The sequence below is a fragment of the Pseudomonas sp. Pseusp10 genome (genome assembly GCF_059492225.1).
This window is the reverse complement of the sequence record NZ_CP168528.1, coordinates 3,661,994-3,678,095: the sequence shown is the minus strand read 5'-3', so window position 1 is coordinate 3,678,095 and position 16,102 is coordinate 3,661,994. Positions and strand designations below refer to the sequence as shown.

The 16,102-nt window shown below is 60.6% G+C and carries 13 protein-coding genes; 8 read left to right on the top strand and 5 right to left on the bottom strand.

The genetic code is table 11. From position 1 onward, the window contains the following. The first annotated feature begins 23 nt into the window (after nucleotides 1-23). Together ACEN8Z_RS16560 and folD (ACEN8Z_RS16555) are read left to right on the top strand one after the other, a co-directional pair. A complete protein-coding gene (locus ACEN8Z_RS16560; protein ID WP_495594907.1) occupies nucleotides 24-1,703 on the top strand; it encodes an APC family permease in 1,680 nt (559 codons plus the stop codon). A gap of 95 nt (nucleotides 1,704-1,798) precedes the next feature. Beyond that, nucleotides 1,799-2,722 carry a bifunctional methylenetetrahydrofolate dehydrogenase/methenyltetrahydrofolate cyclohydrolase FolD gene (folD, locus tag ACEN8Z_RS16555; protein WP_495594906.1) on the top strand — a complete coding sequence of 308 codons (924 nt, stop codon included), beginning with the start codon at nucleotides 1,799-1,801 and terminating at the stop codon, nucleotides 2,720-2,722. Nucleotides 2,723-2,858: 136 nt separating this feature from the next. On the opposite strand, the gene ACEN8Z_RS16550 is transcribed toward folD (ACEN8Z_RS16555), so the two are convergent. The 5 genes from ACEN8Z_RS16550 to glnT all read right to left on the bottom strand — a co-directional run bounded on the left by ACEN8Z_RS16550 (nucleotide 2,859) and on the right by glnT (nucleotide 8,775). Further along, the gene (locus tag ACEN8Z_RS16550; RefSeq protein WP_116263715.1) at nucleotides 2,859-4,184 is read right to left on the bottom strand and encodes an ammonium transporter; all 1,326 of its coding nucleotides are present in this window, start codon (nucleotides 4,182-4,184) and stop codon (nucleotides 2,859-2,861) included. Nucleotides 4,185-4,419: 235 nt separating this feature from the next. After that, nucleotides 4,420-5,742 (bottom strand): FMN-binding glutamate synthase family protein, encoded by a 1,323-nt coding sequence (locus ACEN8Z_RS16545; protein WP_495594905.1) that lies wholly within the window; start codon nucleotides 5,740-5,742, stop codon nucleotides 4,420-4,422. Nucleotides 5,743-5,762: 20 nt separating this feature from the next. Next, on the bottom strand, nucleotides 5,763-6,446 hold the full coding sequence (locus ACEN8Z_RS16540; protein WP_495594904.1) for a protein glxC: 684 nt from the start codon (nucleotides 6,444-6,446) through the stop codon (nucleotides 5,763-5,765). A gap of 11 nt (nucleotides 6,447-6,457) precedes the next feature. Further along, nucleotides 6,458-7,363 carry a class II glutamine amidotransferase gene (locus ACEN8Z_RS16535; RefSeq protein ID WP_495594903.1) on the bottom strand — a complete coding sequence of 302 codons (906 nt, stop codon included), beginning with the start codon at nucleotides 7,361-7,363 and terminating at the stop codon, nucleotides 6,458-6,460. Nucleotides 7,364-7,440: 77 nt separating this feature from the next. Next, nucleotides 7,441-8,775, bottom strand: a complete 1,335-nt coding sequence (gene glnT, locus ACEN8Z_RS16530) for a type III glutamate--ammonia ligase (protein WP_495594902.1) — start codon at nucleotides 8,773-8,775, stop codon at nucleotides 7,441-7,443. Between the two features lie 287 nt (nucleotides 8,776-9,062). Here glnT and ACEN8Z_RS16525 point away from each other — a divergent pair, with 287 nt between their 5' ends. The 6 genes from ACEN8Z_RS16525 to ACEN8Z_RS16500 all read left to right on the top strand — a co-directional run bounded on the left by ACEN8Z_RS16525 (nucleotide 9,063) and on the right by ACEN8Z_RS16500 (nucleotide 16,101). Next, nucleotides 9,063-9,662, top strand: coding sequence for a helix-turn-helix domain-containing protein (locus ACEN8Z_RS16525; RefSeq protein WP_008003699.1), 600 nt, complete (start codon nucleotides 9,063-9,065; stop codon nucleotides 9,660-9,662). Between the two features lie 240 nt (nucleotides 9,663-9,902). After that, a complete protein-coding gene (purU, locus tag ACEN8Z_RS16520; protein WP_495594901.1) occupies nucleotides 9,903-10,769 on the top strand; it encodes a formyltetrahydrofolate deformylase in 867 nt (288 codons plus the stop codon). Further along, a complete protein-coding gene (gene folD / locus ACEN8Z_RS16515) occupies nucleotides 10,766-11,671 on the top strand; it encodes a bifunctional methylenetetrahydrofolate dehydrogenase/methenyltetrahydrofolate cyclohydrolase FolD (RefSeq protein WP_495594900.1) in 906 nt (301 codons plus the stop codon). Before purU ends, folD (ACEN8Z_RS16515) begins: the two co-directional genes overlap by 4 nt. Next, the gene (locus ACEN8Z_RS16510; RefSeq protein ID WP_495594899.1) at nucleotides 11,653-12,894 is read left to right on the top strand and encodes an FAD-dependent oxidoreductase; all 1,242 of its coding nucleotides are present in this window, start codon (nucleotides 11,653-11,655) and stop codon (nucleotides 12,892-12,894) included. Before folD (ACEN8Z_RS16515) ends, ACEN8Z_RS16510 begins: the two co-directional genes overlap by 19 nt. Before the next feature lie 13 nt (nucleotides 12,895-12,907). Further along, nucleotides 12,908-13,207 carry a sarcosine oxidase subunit delta gene (locus tag ACEN8Z_RS16505; protein WP_495594898.1) on the top strand — a complete coding sequence of 100 codons (300 nt, stop codon included), beginning with the start codon at nucleotides 12,908-12,910 and terminating at the stop codon, nucleotides 13,205-13,207. Beyond that, nucleotides 13,204-16,101, top strand: coding sequence for a 2Fe-2S iron-sulfur cluster-binding protein (locus ACEN8Z_RS16500; RefSeq protein ID WP_495594897.1), 2,898 nt, complete (start codon nucleotides 13,204-13,206; stop codon nucleotides 16,099-16,101). The genes ACEN8Z_RS16505 and ACEN8Z_RS16500 overlap by 4 nt, the downstream gene beginning before the upstream one ends. Nucleotide 16,102: the final 1 nt, after the last annotated feature.

Here is a 16,102-nt window from a genome sequence, read left to right as displayed (position 1 = left end):
TTTTCAGACATGGGAATACCAAAATGGAAGCGACTACGTTCGAGGCCGTACCGCAGGCCGCCAGCTCAGTGGGCAGCCTGCACCGCAAGATCGATTGGCGCGGGGCGTTCTGGGTCGCCAGTGGCGTGCCCGCCCTGGTGCTGTTTTCTATCGGCGCGATTGCCGCAACGGTAGGCAAACCGGCCTGGATCGTCTGGATCGTGTCGATCCTGTTCGGCTTCATCCAGGCCTTCACCTATGCCGAAATCGCCGGGCTGTTCCCACACAAATCCGGTGGCGCCTCGGTCTACGGTGCGGTCGCCTGGGTGCGCTACAGCAAGCTGATCGCACCGGTTTCGGTGTGGTGCAACTGGCTGGCCTGGTCCCCGGTTTTGTCCATTGGCTCAGGGCTGGCGGCCGGTTACATCCTCACCGCGCTGTTTCCCGCCGACGCGCTGATCAACACCTGGCAATTGACTTTGGTCGATCTGGGCTGGATCAAGAGCGGCCTGTCGCTACGGATCAACGCGACATTCGCCATCGGCCTGTTGATCCTGCTGACGGTCTTTGCCGTGCAACATGGTGGCATCCTGCGCTCGGCACGCCTGACCCTGGTGCTCGGTGTGACGTCACTGATTCCATTGCTGCTGGTGGGGGTGGTGCCTTTGTTCACCGGAGATGCGGCCCAGGCCAATTTCCTGCCGTTGTACCCGCTCGCGCATGATGCGGCCGGGCAAGTCATCGACGGGCCATGGGACCTGTCCGGCTGGTCGCTGATGGCCGGCGGGCTGTTCATGGCTGCGTGGTCGACCTACGGTTTCGAAACGGCGGTGTGCTACACCCGGGAATTCAAGGACCCCAAGCGCGACACCTTCAAGGCGATCTTCTATGCCGGCTTGCTGTGCATTCTGGTGTTCACCCTGGTACCCCTGGCGTTTCAAGGCAGTCTCGGTCTTGGTCAGTTAGTCACACCGGCCGTGCTCGATGCCAGCGGTGCAGTCATCACCCCTGCGGTCTACAGCGGTCTGTTAGCGCCAGCGATCTACAGTGGCATGGGCGTTGGCCAGGTCATGGCGGACAGCATCGGCGGCGGCAAGGTGGTCGCCAACATCGTGCTGATCATGCTGGTCCTGGCCACATTGTTGGCGATCATGACTTCCATGTCCGGTTCGTCGCGCACCCTGTATCAGGCATCGGTGGATGGCTGGCTGCCAAAATACCTGGGGCGCACCAATGAACACGGCGCCCCCACTGCGGCAATGTGGACAGATCTGTCATTCAATCTGCTGCTGTTGCTGATGTCCGATTATGTATTCGTGCTCGCAGCGTCCAACGTCAGCTACATCATCTTCAACTTCCTCAACCTCAATGCCGGCTGGATCCATCGTCTGGATCGACCTGACTGGGTGCGCCCGTACAAAGCTCCCACCGTACTGTTGGCAGCCGGTGGCGTGTTGAGTTTCGTCAACCTGGCCTGCATGGGCCTGGGCGCCGATATCTGGGGCGCGGGGACGCTGATGACGGGCCTACTGCTGGCGTTACTGATCCTGCCGGTGTTCTGCTTCCGTCACTACGTACAGGACAAGGGGCGCTTCCCGCAAGCGATGCTCGACGACCTGTACGTTCAAGCCGATGCCGGCCTGAAACGCGCGGGCTGGTTGCCCTATGCCACGCTGATCGCGGGCGTGCTAGTGGTATACGGCTGCCATCAACTGGTAGCCTGAGCGTCCTTGCCCGCAGGTCTGTGATGAGTCATCGGGGTGCAACGGCGCCTCGATGATCGCATCGTCCCCATACAATCAAGACAACGGTGACTCTTTTGATCAGCACCATCCCCGCACTTGCCCGCGATATCGACGGCAAAGCCATCGCCGCCCAGGTTCTCGAGGAGGTTCGAGAAGAGATTCAGGTCCTGGCGCGACAACAGATCTACCCTGCCCTGGCCGTGCTGCTTGTCGGTGAAGACCCGGCCAGCGAGGTTTATGTGCGCAATAAATTGCTGCGGGCCAAGGAGGTCGGCATCCGTTCCCTGGAGTACCGTCTGGCGGCAAACGTAAGCCAGAACGATGTGCTGGAACGGATTGCGCAACTGAATGCCGACGTCACGGTCAACGGCATCCTGGTGCAATTGCCATTACCGGCCCATATCGACGAGGCGGCAGTGATTCATGCCATAGATCCGATCAAGGACGTGGACGGCTTTCATCGGGAAAACGTCGGTGGACTGGTCCAGGGGATTGAGGTCCTGACACCCTGCACCCCCAGCGGCTGCATGCGTCTGCTGCACGAAACCTGCGGTGACCTGAGTGGCTTGCACGCGGTCGTCATCGGCCGTTCGAACATTGTCGGCAAACCGATGGCGACGCTGCTGTTGCAGGCCAACTGCTCGGTCAGCGTGGTGCACTCGCGCAGCGTCGATGCACCGGCGTTGTGCAGGCTGGCGGACATTGTCGTCGCTGCGGTGGGTCGCCCCAATCTGATCGATGCCAGTTGGCTCAAACCCGGGGCGGTGGTGATCGACGTCGGCATCAATCGCATTGCCAGCGAATCGGGCAACCGCCTGGTCGGCGATGTCGATTACGAGAGTGCACGCACCGTGGCCAGCGCGATCACGCCGGTGCCCGGTGGTGTCGGGCCGATGACCATTGCCTATCTGCTGAAGAACACCCTGATCGCCAGCCAGCTACAGCGTGCTGCCCAGACGCGCGAGCAGTCGTTGGTCAGTCACCTGGCGTTGAGCTGAGCCCAACTGTAGGAGCGAGCTTGCTCGCGATGGACTCAATAGCGCCGCGTTTAGCCAGTAAACACGCGTTATCGTTAACGACCATCGCGAGCAAGCTCGCTCCTACAATAATGGGCCTGACAATCAACAGTAACGATCAGTGGTTGTAGGCACGCTCGTTGTGCTCGGCCAGATCCAGGCCCATTTCCTCCACCGATTCATCGGCGCGCAAGCCAACCAGGGCATTCACCACTTTCAAAATGATCCAGCTGATGACGAAGCAGTACACCGTCGTCAGCAGCACCCCCTTGATTTGCGCCAGCACCTGACCGCCCATGGTCACACCTTCGACCAACCCACCCAGGGACGGTACGCAAAAGACGCCGGTCAATACCGCGCCGATCATCCCGCCGATACCGTGCAAACCGAACACATCAAGGCTGTCGTCGTAACCGAAACGCCGTTTGAGCACGGTAACGCTCAAGTAGCAGAACACCCCGCACAGCAAACCGATCGCCAGGGCGCCACCTACACCCACATAGGCACACGCCGGGGTAATGCCCACCAGCCCCGCCAGCGCACCACTGGCCAGACCCAGCGCACTCGGCTTGCCTACCTTGAACCACTCGGTGAACATCCAGCCGAGGATCCCGGCGCAGGCACCCAGTTGGGTGTTAAGCATGACGATACCGGAGGTGCCGCTGAGACCGCCGCCGGAACCGATGTTGAAACCGAACCAGCCAACCCAGAGCATGGCAGCGCCGGCCATGGTCAGGCTCAGGTTGTGGGCCGGCATCGGTGTATTTTCGTAGCCCTTGCGCTTGCCGAGGATCAGGCAGGCGGCGAGCGCAGCGACTCCGGCATTGATGTGCACAGCGGTGCCACCGGCAAAATCGAGCACGCCCCAGTTATGCATCAAGGCACCCGCACCACCCCAGACCATATGCGCCACCGGGGCGTACACCAGGGTGAACCACAGCGCCATGAACAGCAGTGCCGCCGAGAACTTCATGCGTTCGGCAAACGCCCCGGCGATCAGCGCCGGGGTGATGATGGCGAACGTCATCTGGAAGGTCACGAACACCCCTTCCGGGATCTCGCCGACCAGGCTTTCCGGAGTCATTCCGGCGAGAAACGCCCGGCTCAGCCCGCCGACAAAACTGTTGAAGGTCACCTCCCCTTCAACCATACCGGTGGTGTCGACCACCATGCTGTAACCGTAGATCACCCACAAAACGCCCACCAGTCCGGCGATACCGAAGCACTGGGTGAACAGCGACAGCATGTTTTTCGCCCGCACCAGACCGCCATAAAACAACGCGAGGCCCGGCAGACACATGAACAACACCAGCACCGCCGCCGTCACCATCCACGCGGTGCTGCCGGTGTTCAGGGTCGGCGCTTCAGCCGCCTGCGCCAGCGGCACGAACGCGCCGACGACCGACGCGCCAAGTAAGGATTTGCCGAGAAGACGATTGACCATATTCAAAGCTCCTGCAAAAGAATGGAAAGTGTCTGGCAGTGAGCAAAAGTGAACGTACGCGGATCTCTCAGGAGACCTCTTGAACAGGAATGACCTGACACGATTGGTCAGGCCTTCCAAACACCTGTGGCGAGCGAGCTTGCTCGCACTGGGTCGCATCGCGACCCCAAAAAACAGCGAGTGCTGCGCACTCGAGCGGGAGCGAGCTCCCTCGCCACAGAGGGTAAATCGGCCCTCAGTAACCCGAACCCGGAATCCAGCTTGTGCCTGCCAGCGGCACCCGTGCCATGGCGGCCGACTCCACAGTCAAGGCCACCAGGTCTTCAGGATCCAGATTGTGCAGGTGCGACTTGCCGCAAGCCCGCGCCATGGTCTGCGCCTCCAGCACCAGTACACGCAGGTAGTTGGCCAGACGGCGACCACCTTCCACCGGGTCCAGGCGCCTGGACAGTTCCGGGTCCTGGGTGGTGATACCGGCCGGGTCGCGGCCGTTCTGCCAGTCGTCATAGAAACCGGCCGCCGAACCAATCTTGTGCAGTTCTTCATCCAGTCGCGGGTGGTTGTCGCCCAGCGCGATAAGCGCCGCCGTGCCGATCGCCACCGCATCGGCGCCCAACGCCATGGCCTTGGCCACGTCGGCACCGTTGCGAATCCCCCCCGAAACGATCAACTGAACCTTGCGATGCATGCCCATCTCTTGCAAAGCCTGTACCGCTTGCGGGATCGCCGGCAAAATCGGAATGCCCACGTGTTCGATAAACACTTCCTGGGTCGCCGCGGTGCCGCCTTGCATGCCGTCGAGCACAATCACATCGGCCCCGGCCTTCACCGCCAGTTTGACGTCATAGTAAGGCCGGCTCGCGCCGATCTTCACATAGATGGGTTTTTCCCAATCGGTGATTTCGCGGATCTCGGCGATCTTGATCGCCAGGTCATCCGGGCCGGTCCAGTCCGGGTGACGGCAGGCACTGCGCTGGTCGACGCCGATTGGCAAGGTGCGCATGCCGGCCACCCGCTCGGTGACTTTCATGCCGAGCAACATGCCGCCGCCGCCAGGTTTGGCGCCCTGCCCCAGGACGATTTCGATGGCGTCAGCCTTGCGCAGGTCGTCCGGGTTCATGCCGTAACGGGACGGCAGATATTGATAGACCAGATGCTGCGACTGACCGCGCTCCTCCGGGGTCATGCCGCCGTCGCCGGTGGTAGTGCTGGTGCCGGCAATGGTGGCGCCGCGGCCCAGTGCTTCCTTGGCATTGGCCGACAATGCACCGAAACTCATACCGGCGATGGTCACCGGAATCTTCAGGTGGATCGGCTTCTTGGCGAAGCGATTGCCGAGGACTACATCGGTGCCGCACTTCTCCCGATAGCCTTCCAGCGGGTAGCGCGAAACGCTGGCGCCGAGCAGCAGCAAGTCGTCGAAGTGCGGCACTTTACGCTTGGTGCCGCCGCCGCGAATGTCGTAGATGCCCGTCTCGGCAGCACGCTGGATTTCCTGGATGGTCAGGCGGTCGAAGGTCGCGGACTCGCGCAGCACTGGAGTGTTCTTCTCGCTCATATCTGTTCTCCTCGCGTGGATCAGTACGCGGACGCGTTATCGACTTTGAAGTTGTACAGCTGACGGGCCGAGCCGTAGCGCTTGAAGTCAGCCGCCTTGTGCTCGAAACCGGCGCGGTTGAGCAGCAGTTGCAGCTCTTCCAGGTGTTCGGCGCGCATTTCTTTCTCGATGCAATCCGAGCCCAGGGAGGCGACGGTGCCGCGCACATAGATGTGGGTTTCGTACAGCGAATCGCCCAGGGCATCGCCCGCATCGCCGCACACCACAAGGCGTCCGGCCTGGCCCATGAAGCAACTCATGTGGCCGATGCTGCCACCGACCACAATGTCGATGCCCTTCATGGAAATGCCGCATCGGGCACCGGCATCGCCTTCGATCACCAACAATCCGCCATGGGCGGTGGCGCCGGCGGCCTGGGACGCGCTGCCCTTGATCCGCACCATGCCCGACATCATGTTTTCCGCGACGCCGACCCCGGCATTGCCATGCACGGTGATGCACGCTTTCTGGTTCATGCCCGCGCAGTAGTAGCCGGCGTGCCCCTGGATATCGATGGACACGGCCTGGTTCACCCCAACCGCGAGGTTGTGCTTGCCGTTGGAATGGGTCACCACCCACTCGCGGTCTTCTACGTTGTTGACCTGGTCATGCAGCGCTTGATTAAGATCGCGCACGCTGGCAGTGGAAAGATCGATGGTTTTCATGTGTGCGCTCCTTAAGCAGACTCGCGTTCCCAGATGTACAGGGTGGCCGGTGCCGGCTCCCAGATCCTGGCGTGTTCGATACCCGGCAGGCTCGACAGCGCCTGATATTCGGAGGCCATCGCAACGTAATCGTCGGTCTCGGCGAGAATCGCCGGTTTGCAGGCAATCGGGTCACGGATCACCGCAAAGCCATTGCGGGTACCAATGGCGAAAGTGAAGAAGCCGTCCAGGTCCTCCAGCGAATGATCCAGCGCCTCTTTCAGCGAATCGCCTTGTTGCAGGCGCCAGGTCAGGTAGCCGGCGGCCACTTCCGTGTCGTTGTCGGTTTCGAAATGGATGCCTTCGCGCTTGAGTTCCTGACGCAGGCGGAAGTGATTGGATAGCGAACCGTTATGCACCAGGCACAGGTCGGCACCGGTGGAAAACGGGTGGCTGCCTTCCATGGTCACCGCGCTTTCAGTGGCCATGCGGGTGTGGCCGATGATATGGCTGCCCTTCATGCTGGCCAGGCCGAAGCGTTGGGAAATTTCCTGGGGCAAGCCCATGCCCTTGAGGATTTCGATGCTCTGCCCGGCGCTCATGATGCGGATGCTCGGGGCCAGTTCGGCGAGGGCCAGACGGACTGGCGTTTCTGCAGCATGGATCTTCAATACGGCGGCGCTGGCGTTCTGAAACCAGTCCAGCGAACAGCCCAGACGGCCTTCCAGTTCGCCCATCAGGGTTTTCCAGTCGAAGGCTTCGGTTGTCGCCTGCAAGGTCAGTTTGACCCAGCCATCGGCCACTTCATCGCCATAGATGGCGAAACCGGCACTGTCCGGGCCACGATCGGTCATGGCCTGTAGCATCGGTTCGAAGAGCTGACCGAGCCGGGATTCCAGCTGCGGGTTTTTCAGGTAAAGACCTACGATTCCACACATAAAAACAGTCCTCACTACGTTCGGCAGCCACACGTTTCAAGCTGCGAGATGGTTCGTTGGGGCGCGCCGGCTGGCGCCTAGAAAAATTCGGTGTAGCGCTGCACTTCCCAGTCGGAGACATGGCGGCTGTATTCCACCCACTCCATGCGCTTGAGCTTGATGAATTCGCCAACGATCTGCGGGCCCATGACCTCGGCGAACAGCGGGTCGGCTTGCAGCGCATCGCAGGCTTCCTTGAGCGATTGCGGCAGGGTCTTGATGCCGCGCGCGGCAATCTGCTCCAGGCTCAGGCTGTAGAGGTTTTCGTTGCAGACGTGGTCGATTTCCAGCTGGCGGTCGATACCGTCGAGGCCCGCCGCGATGATCGCCGCGCTGACCAGATAGGGATTGCAACCGGCGTCCGGCAGGCGGAACTCCAGGCGGCCATAAGGCACCCGCACCATCGCCGAGCGGTTGTTGGCGCCGAAGGCAATAAAGGCTGGCGCCCAGGTCGCGCCGGACAACGAATTGCCCACCACCAGACGCTTGTAGGAGTTGACCGTCGGTGCGGCGAAGGCGCAGAGCGCCGGGCCATGGGCGAGCAGGCCGGCGGCGAAGTGATAGGCCATTTTCGACAGGCCCATGCCGCTCGGGTCACTGGCATCAAAGAACAGGTTCTTGCTCTCGGCGCTGCTGATCGACAGGTGAAAGTGCATGCCGTTGCCGGCGCGCTTCGGATCAGGCTTGGGCATGAACGAGCAAATCATGCCCAGGTCATTGGCGATCTCGCCGGCGGCCATACGAAAGAACGTGAAACGATCCGCCGAAGTCATGGCGTCGCTGTAGGTGTAGTTGATCTCGAACTGGCCGTTGGCGTCTTCGTGGTCAATTTGATAGACCTCGAAATCCACCGCCTGCAACGCTTCGGTCAGGCGCTCGAGGAACACCCGCGATCGCGACAGGCCCTTGTAGTCGTAGCAAGGCTTGTCCAGGTTGTCGCTGGCGTCGACCAGCTGCAGTTTGCCCTGCTCGTCGCGGCGCATCAGGTTGAATTCGGGTTCCAGGCCGGTGTTGAGCGTCCAACCCTTGTCTTCCAGGCGACGGACCTGCTGCTGGAGCACGTAACGGCTGTCATAAGGATGCGGTTTGCCGTCGACATGACCAATGCACACGATCCGGCCATAACCCGGCTGCCAAGGCACCGGCGTCAGCGTGGACAAATCGCCACGGGCCATGAAGTCCGGACCGTGGGGTTCCATGCCCATGCCACTGATGGCGAACCCGGCAAAACCCGCTCCGTCCTCGGCCACGGCCTTGAGTCCACAGATCGGCACCGATTTGGTCTTGGCCGATCCATGGATATCGACAAACTGCGCAAGCACATACTTGATCCCGTGCTTGTCGATGATGCGCTGGGTTTCTGCTGGCAACATTGCTCGTCACTCCTGGCGAAAAAGGGCAAATCATTGTGGATAGGCCGTCACTTTCTTTTAATATTCCTGAAAAGAAAGTTAGTTTCCCGATAGGAATGCAAGGCCCTTGCCAGAATCGCGAATGAAAAGCTGAAGTACCGTAACCAGCGCTTTTGTGCTGTATATATGGGAATATTCTTTTCCCGGTGGGAATACCGCCCAATGGGCTGGAGAGGAACGCCGAGATTTGCACTTTCTCAGTGCGAAACTAATATTACTGAACAGAAAGTGTGCAGGATCTAAAGACTATGCCGACCGAAACCGCCCCGCGCCTCAAGCTCGAGCAATACCTGGGTTTGCAAATCAAACGCCAGCGCCAGGCGCAGGACCTGAAATTGTCCGATGTGGCGAAAATTGCCGACATCAGCCAAGGCATGTTGAGCAAAATTGAAAACGCCCAGGTCTCCACCAGCCTCGATACCCTGAGCCGCTTGTGCGACGTGCTCGGCCTGCCCTTGTCAAAGTTGTTCAGTGAGTACGATCAGCAAGATGGCAGTGCGCAGCTGGTCAAGGCCGATCAAGGCATGGAAGTGGTTCGCCGCGGAACCGAGAAAGGCCATACCTACCATCTGCTCAATCACACACGCGGGCCGAAGAAGAGTTTCGAGGCCTACATGGTGAGCATGGATGACGCCAGCGAGGAGTTTCCGACGTTCTCGCACCCCGGCACCGAGTTCCTGCACCTGCTCGAAGGCGAGCTGATCTATCGCCATGGCAACCAGCTCTATCGCATGGAAGCCGGTGACAGCCTGACTTTCGAAGGGGAAATCCCCCATGGCCCGGAACAACTGGTGCAAGTACCGATCCGCCTGCTATCGATCATGAATTACGGCAACGACAAAGAATAATCCCCGCCCCGATCCCCGTTCGATTCCAACCCTGAGGCCGATGTGTGTCGGCCTCAGGCGTTTTCCTGCCAGTTAAAAAACTTTCACAAAAATTCTGGACGCGGCGCGGGCATTCCCCTATAAAGCCAACTTCAGGAATATTTTATTCCCCATAAGAAAATACTCTCATGGACGAGATTGCTGTTGTCGATGTTTTTTTCGCTATGCGATGAGCTGCCGCCATCTTCCCGAGGACGTGTCATGCAACACGAAAAAAACCATTTCATCATCAAGATCACCTGTCCCGCCGTGTCCGGCATCGTCGCGGCCGTCACCACTTACCTGGCGGACAACGGTTGCTACATCGGGGAGATGGCGCAATTCGACGACGACTTCAGCGGCCGGTTTTTCATGCGCGCGGTGTTCCGCTTCAACGACGACCAACCGGGCGATATCCAGCTGATCAAGGACGGTTTCAGCGACGTCGCCAAGGCGTTCGACATGAGCTGGGAACTGCACGACACCCGCGAGCCGATGCGTGTGTTGCTGATGGTCAGCAAGTTCGACCACTGCCTGACCGATCTTCTCTACCGCTACCACAAGGGCGAGATGGACATGACCATCACCGCCATCGTCTCCAACCACCTGGACCTGCGGCCCATGGCCGAACGCGAAGGTATCCGCTTCATCTATTTGCCTGTGACGAAAGACACCAAGGCCCGGCAGGAAGCCGAGCTGATGAAGATTGTCGACGAGACCGGCACCGAACTGGTGGTGTTGGCGCGCTACATGCAAATCCTCTCCGATGACCTGTGCAAGCAACTCTCGGGCCGCGCGATCAACATCCATCACTCGTTCCTGCCTGGGTTCAAAGGTGCCAAGCCTTATCATCAGGCCTACCAACGCGGGGTGAAACTGATCGGCGCTACGGCGCACTACGTCACCAGCGACCTCGACGAAGGGCCAATCATTGAACAGGAAGTGCAGCGCGTCGATCACGTCTATCTGCCGGACGATCTGGTCGCCACCGGCCGTGACACCGAAACCGTGGCCCTGTCCAAGGCGGTCAAGTACCACCTGGAACATCGGGTTTTCCTCAATCAGGACAGAACGGTGATCTTTCGATGAACACGCCCCGACTGATTGACGGCAAAGCCGCCGCCGCGCGTGTGTTAATCCAGGTTCGCAAGGACGTGGACGATCTTCGCGAGCAAGACATTCAACCGGCCCTGGCGGTGATTCTGGTGGGCAGCGACCCGGCCAGCCAGGTTTATGTGCGCAACAAGATCCTGCGCGCAGAAGAGGTTGGCATTCGCTCCGTGGAGCATCGACTGCCCAGCGACACCAGCACCGAACAACTGCTGAACCTGATCGCCACGCTGAATGCCGACTCTTCGATCAACGGCATTCTGCTGCAATTGCCGTTGCCGGTTCACATTGACGAATTGCGCGCCCTGGAGGCCATCGCCCCGGCCAAGGACGTCGACGGTTTTCACAGTGAAAACGTCGGTGGCCTCAGTCAGGGCCGCACCGTGCTGGCCCCCTGCACGCCCAGCGGTTGCCTGTACCTGTTGGAACAGACCTGCGGCGATCTGCGCGGTAAACACGCGGTGGTGATCGGCCGCTCGAACATCGTTGGCAAACCCATGGCCGCCCTGCTGCTCAAGGCCGATTGTTCGGTGACCGTACTGCATTCGCGCAGCCCGGATCCGCAGGGCTTGTGCCGTCAGGCCGACATCGTCATCGCCGCCGTAGGGCGACCACGTCTGATCGACGCCAGTTGGCTGAAGCCCGGCGCGGTGGTCATCGATGTCGGCATCAACCGCATCGATGACCAGGGCCGCAGCCGTCTGGTGGGCGACGTCGATTTCGACAGCGCCCTGCCCCACGTCGCGGCGATCACCCCGGTGCCCGGCGGTGTCGGCCCGATGACCATTGCCTTCTTGATGAAAAACACCGTGACCGCAGCCCTTGCGCAACATCAGGCTCGACGCAGCCAATCGGAGGCTCTATGCCGTTCAATCTATTGAAATACGGGCTGAGTTCGGAGTACCCGGTGGACGTCGATCTACCGCCGCCGCGGGAACTCAAGCCGAGCTATGACGTGGTGATCATTGGTGCTGGCGGGCACGGCTTGGCGACGGCCTATTACCTGGCCAAGTACCATGGCATTACCAACATTGCGGTACTGGAGAAGTCCTATCTGGGCGGTGGCAATACTGCGCGCAACACCGCGGTGATCCGCTCCAACTACCTGACCAGCGAAGGCGTGCGTTTTTACGCCGAGTCGGTGCGGATGTTCCAGGGGCTGTCCAATGAATTCGATTTCAACATCATGTACTCCGAGCGTGGCCAGCTGACCCTGGCCCATACCGATGCCACTGTGCGTTCGTTCCGCCAGCGGGCCGAGGTCAACAAGCACTTCGGTGGTCGCAGCGAAATGATCGACCGCCAGCAGATTCGCGAACTGGTGCCCAGCCTCAACCTCGACCCCGGTCACCTGCCGGTGCTTGCCGGGCTTTGGCACATCGACGGTGCCACCGCGCGCCACGACGCCGTCGCCTGGGGCTACGCCAAGCAGGCGGCCAAACGCGGCGTGGAAATTCATCAGCTCACCGAAGTCCAGGACCTGATCATCGAGAACGGTGCGATCACCGCGGTCAAGACCAATCGCGGGACCATCAAGTGCGGCTGCGCCGTGCAGGCAATCGCCGGGCACAGTTCGTTGCTGATGGCCAAAGCCGGAATTCGTTCACCGATCCAGACCTTCCCGCTGCAAGCGATGGTCACCCAACCGTTCAAGCCGTTTCTCGATCCGCTGGTGAGTTCTTCGGCGCTGCATTGCTACGTGCAGCAGACCAGCCGTGGCGAAGTGGTGTTCGGCGGCGGTTCCGATCCGTATCCGCTGTTCAATACTCGCTCCACCCTCGACCTGAAGGAAAGCCTGCTGGCCCACGCCATCGAAATGTTCCCGTTTCTGGCCAACGCCAAACTGATGCGCCAATGGGCCGGGATCACCGACATGACCCCGGACTACAGCCCGATCATGGGCCTGTCGCCGGTGAAAAATTACTACCTCGACGCCGGTTGGGGCACCTGGGGCTTCAAGGCCACGCCGATCTGCGGCAAGACCATGGCCGAGTTGGTGGCCAGCGGCGGCAAGGTGCCGGATCTGATCAAACCTTTCGGCCTCGAACGCTTTTCGACCTTCCAGCAAGTCAACGAAATGGGCGCTACGGCGGCCAGTCACTGACGGAGAGCGGACTATGAAAATCATCAATTGCCCGCTCAACGGGCCGCGCAATATCAGCGAATTCACTTACGGCGGCGAGCTCAAGCCAATGCCCGATCCCGTTCGTTGCAGCGATGCCGAATGGGCAGACTATGTGTTCAACACCGACAACCTCGCCGGGGTGGTGCGCGAATGGTGGATGCATACGCCGTCCAGCTACTGGTTTCTCGCGGAGCGTCACACCGTGAGCGATGAAATTCTTCGCACCTTCGACCCCAAAGAACTCTTCACCGCCCGCGTCGACTTCAGCGCCGCCCAGGAGATCGCAGGATGAACCGCCTACCCGCCCCGATGGGCCTGCTGATCGACCGTGATCAGCCGCTGGATTTCAGTTTCGACGGCGAGCGCTATCAAGGCTTGCAAGGCGACAGCATCGCCAGCGCCCTGTTGGCCAATGGACGCTTCCTGATTTCGCGCTCGTTCAAATACCACCGCCCGCGCGGCCCGCTGACCATGGCCGGACAGGACGCCAACAGCCTGGTGCAACTGCCCCAGGAGCCCAATGTGCTGGCCGATGCTCACGCGCTGTCGGCCGGTTTGCAGGTCACGGCGCAGAACGTCAACGGCTCGCTGGACAACGATCGCGATGCGTACCTGGGCAAGTTCTCCAAGTTCATGCCGGTGGGCTTTTACTACCGCTCCTTCTACAAGCCCAAGGGCATGTGGAAAGTCTGGGAGCCGATCATTCGCAAGAAGGCCGGCCTCGGTGTACTCGACCTGACCTTCCAGCCCGAGTATTACGACAAGGCTTACCTGTTCACCGACGTTGCCGTGATCGGTGCCGGGCCCGCCGGGCTGCATGCGGCGCTGACAGCGGCCAATGCCGGGGCAAAGGTGTTGCTCATAGAACAACAACCGATTCTCGGTGGTTCGTTGACCTATGGCCGTTTCGATATCGAAGGCAAAAGAGCCGAAGCCCTGCGCCGCGAGCTGCTGTCTGCGGTGGAGCAACACGCCAATATCCGGATCCTGACCGAGGCGACCTGCAATGCCTGGTTCACCGACAACTACCTGCCGGTCATCCAGGGCAAGCGCATGTACAAGGTGCGTGCCCGCCAATGCCTGGTGTGCAGCGGCGCTTTCGACCAACCGGTGGTGTTTCGCAACAACGATTTGCCGGGCGTGATGCTGACCAGCGCGGCGCAACGCTTGATGAAGTTGTATGCGGTCAAGCCAGGCAAACGCGCGGTGGTGCTGACGGGTAATGACGACGGTTACCTCGCCGCTTTGGATCTGCACGATCAGGGCGTGGAAGTCGCCGCAGTGGTGGACTTGCGTCACGGTCCTGGCGATGAGTCACTGCTGCAAGCACTGGCTCAGCGCAAGATCCCTTGCCAGCGCAACAGCACCGTGTATGAAGCGCTGCACGAAAAAGGCATGCGTCATATCACCGGCGTCGATGTGCGCAAGATCACCGCCCAGGGTCAGGTCGCAGAAAGCGGACAACGCCTGGATTGCGACTTGCTGTGCATGTCCGCCGGTTACATGCCGGTCTATCAACTGCTCTGCCAGGCAGGCGGCAAACTGGCCTACGACGATCAGCGCGCCGAGTTCACTCTCAGCGGCCTGCCGCTGAACCTCGCGGTGGCCGGTTCGGTCAATGGGCGTCATCGCCTCGACAACGTGATCGCCGATGGCGTGAATGCCGGAGCTGATGCCGCGCTAGCGCTAGGGCTGGCAGTCAGCGCACAACGCGCACCATTGAGCAGCGAGGTTCGGGTCAACTTCAACTGGCCGATCTTCCCCCACCCCAAGGGCAAAGACTTCGTCGATTTCGACGAGGACCTGCAAGTCGCCGACATCGTCAACGCGACACGGATCGGCTATCGCGACGTGCAACTGGTCAAGCGCTACTCCACAGTGGGCATGGGCCCTTCCCAGGGCCGTCACTCAGCGTTGCCGACCGCGCGGCTGGTCGCCTGGGCCACCCAGCGCAATATCAGTGAAACCGGCGTCACCACGGCACGCCCGCCCTTTGTGGCGGAAAAGCTGGCGCATGTTGCCGGCAGGGCTTTCGACCCTTACCGCCAGACACCTATGCACGCCCGGCATGTACAAGCCGGGGCGAAGATGATGCCCGCCGGGATTTGGCAACGGCCGGCCTACTATGGCAATGCCAGGGATCGCGAAGCCTGCATGCAAGCCGAGGCGCTGCACGTACGCAACAAGGTCGGGATCATCGATGTCTCGACCCTAGGCGGTCTCGATGTACGTGGTCCGGACGCCGCCGAATTGCTCAACCGCATGTACACCTTCGCTTTCCTGAAACAGCCGATCGGCCGTTCTCGCTATGCACTCATGACCAACGAGCATGGAGTGGTGATCGATGACGGTGTGTGCGCTCGCTTCGCCGAGAATCTTTTCTACGTCACCGCCACCACCAGCGGCGTCGACCGCATTTATCAGCAAATGCTCAAGTGGAACGCACAATGGCGCCTGGACGTGGACGTCGCCAACGTCACCGCAGCTATCTGCGCAGTCAACGTTGCCGGTCCGGATTCACGCCAGGTGCTGGAGAAAGTTTGCACCGATCTGGATCTGAGCGCCGCAGCGTTCCCTTATCTGGGCGTGCGCCAAGGTACGGTTGCCGGCATCAAGGCCAGGTTATTGCGAGTCGGTTTCGTCGGCGAACTGGGTTATGAAATTCACGTACCCGCTCGTCACGGGCTGAAACTCTGGGACGCGCTGATCGAGGCTGGAAAAGCACACGACATACGTCCCTTCGGCGTCGAAACCCAGCGTCTGCTGCGCCTGGAAAAAGGCCATGTGATCATCAGCCAGGATACCGATGGCATGACCCATCCGGCGGAAATCGACATGGGCTGGGCGGTCAGTCGCAACAAGCCATTCTTCGTCGGCCGGCGCTCGGTGGATATCCTCGAAGCCCAGCCACAAAAACGCAAACTCGTGGGCTTCACGTTGCCCAAGGGCAGCCTGCAACCGCTGGAAGGCCATCTGGTGCTCAATGGCCCGGACATCAGTGGCAGCGTCACCTCCTGCGAATATTCCGCAAGCCTGGGCAAGATCATCGGCCTGGCCTACGCCGGCATCGACCAAAGCTCGCCGGGACAACGAATTCCGATCCGCGTCGAAGGTGGAATCGTGGTCCAGGCCGACGTCGTGCCGTTACCCTTCCTTGATCCTACTAACTCGCGTCAGGAGCTTTGAC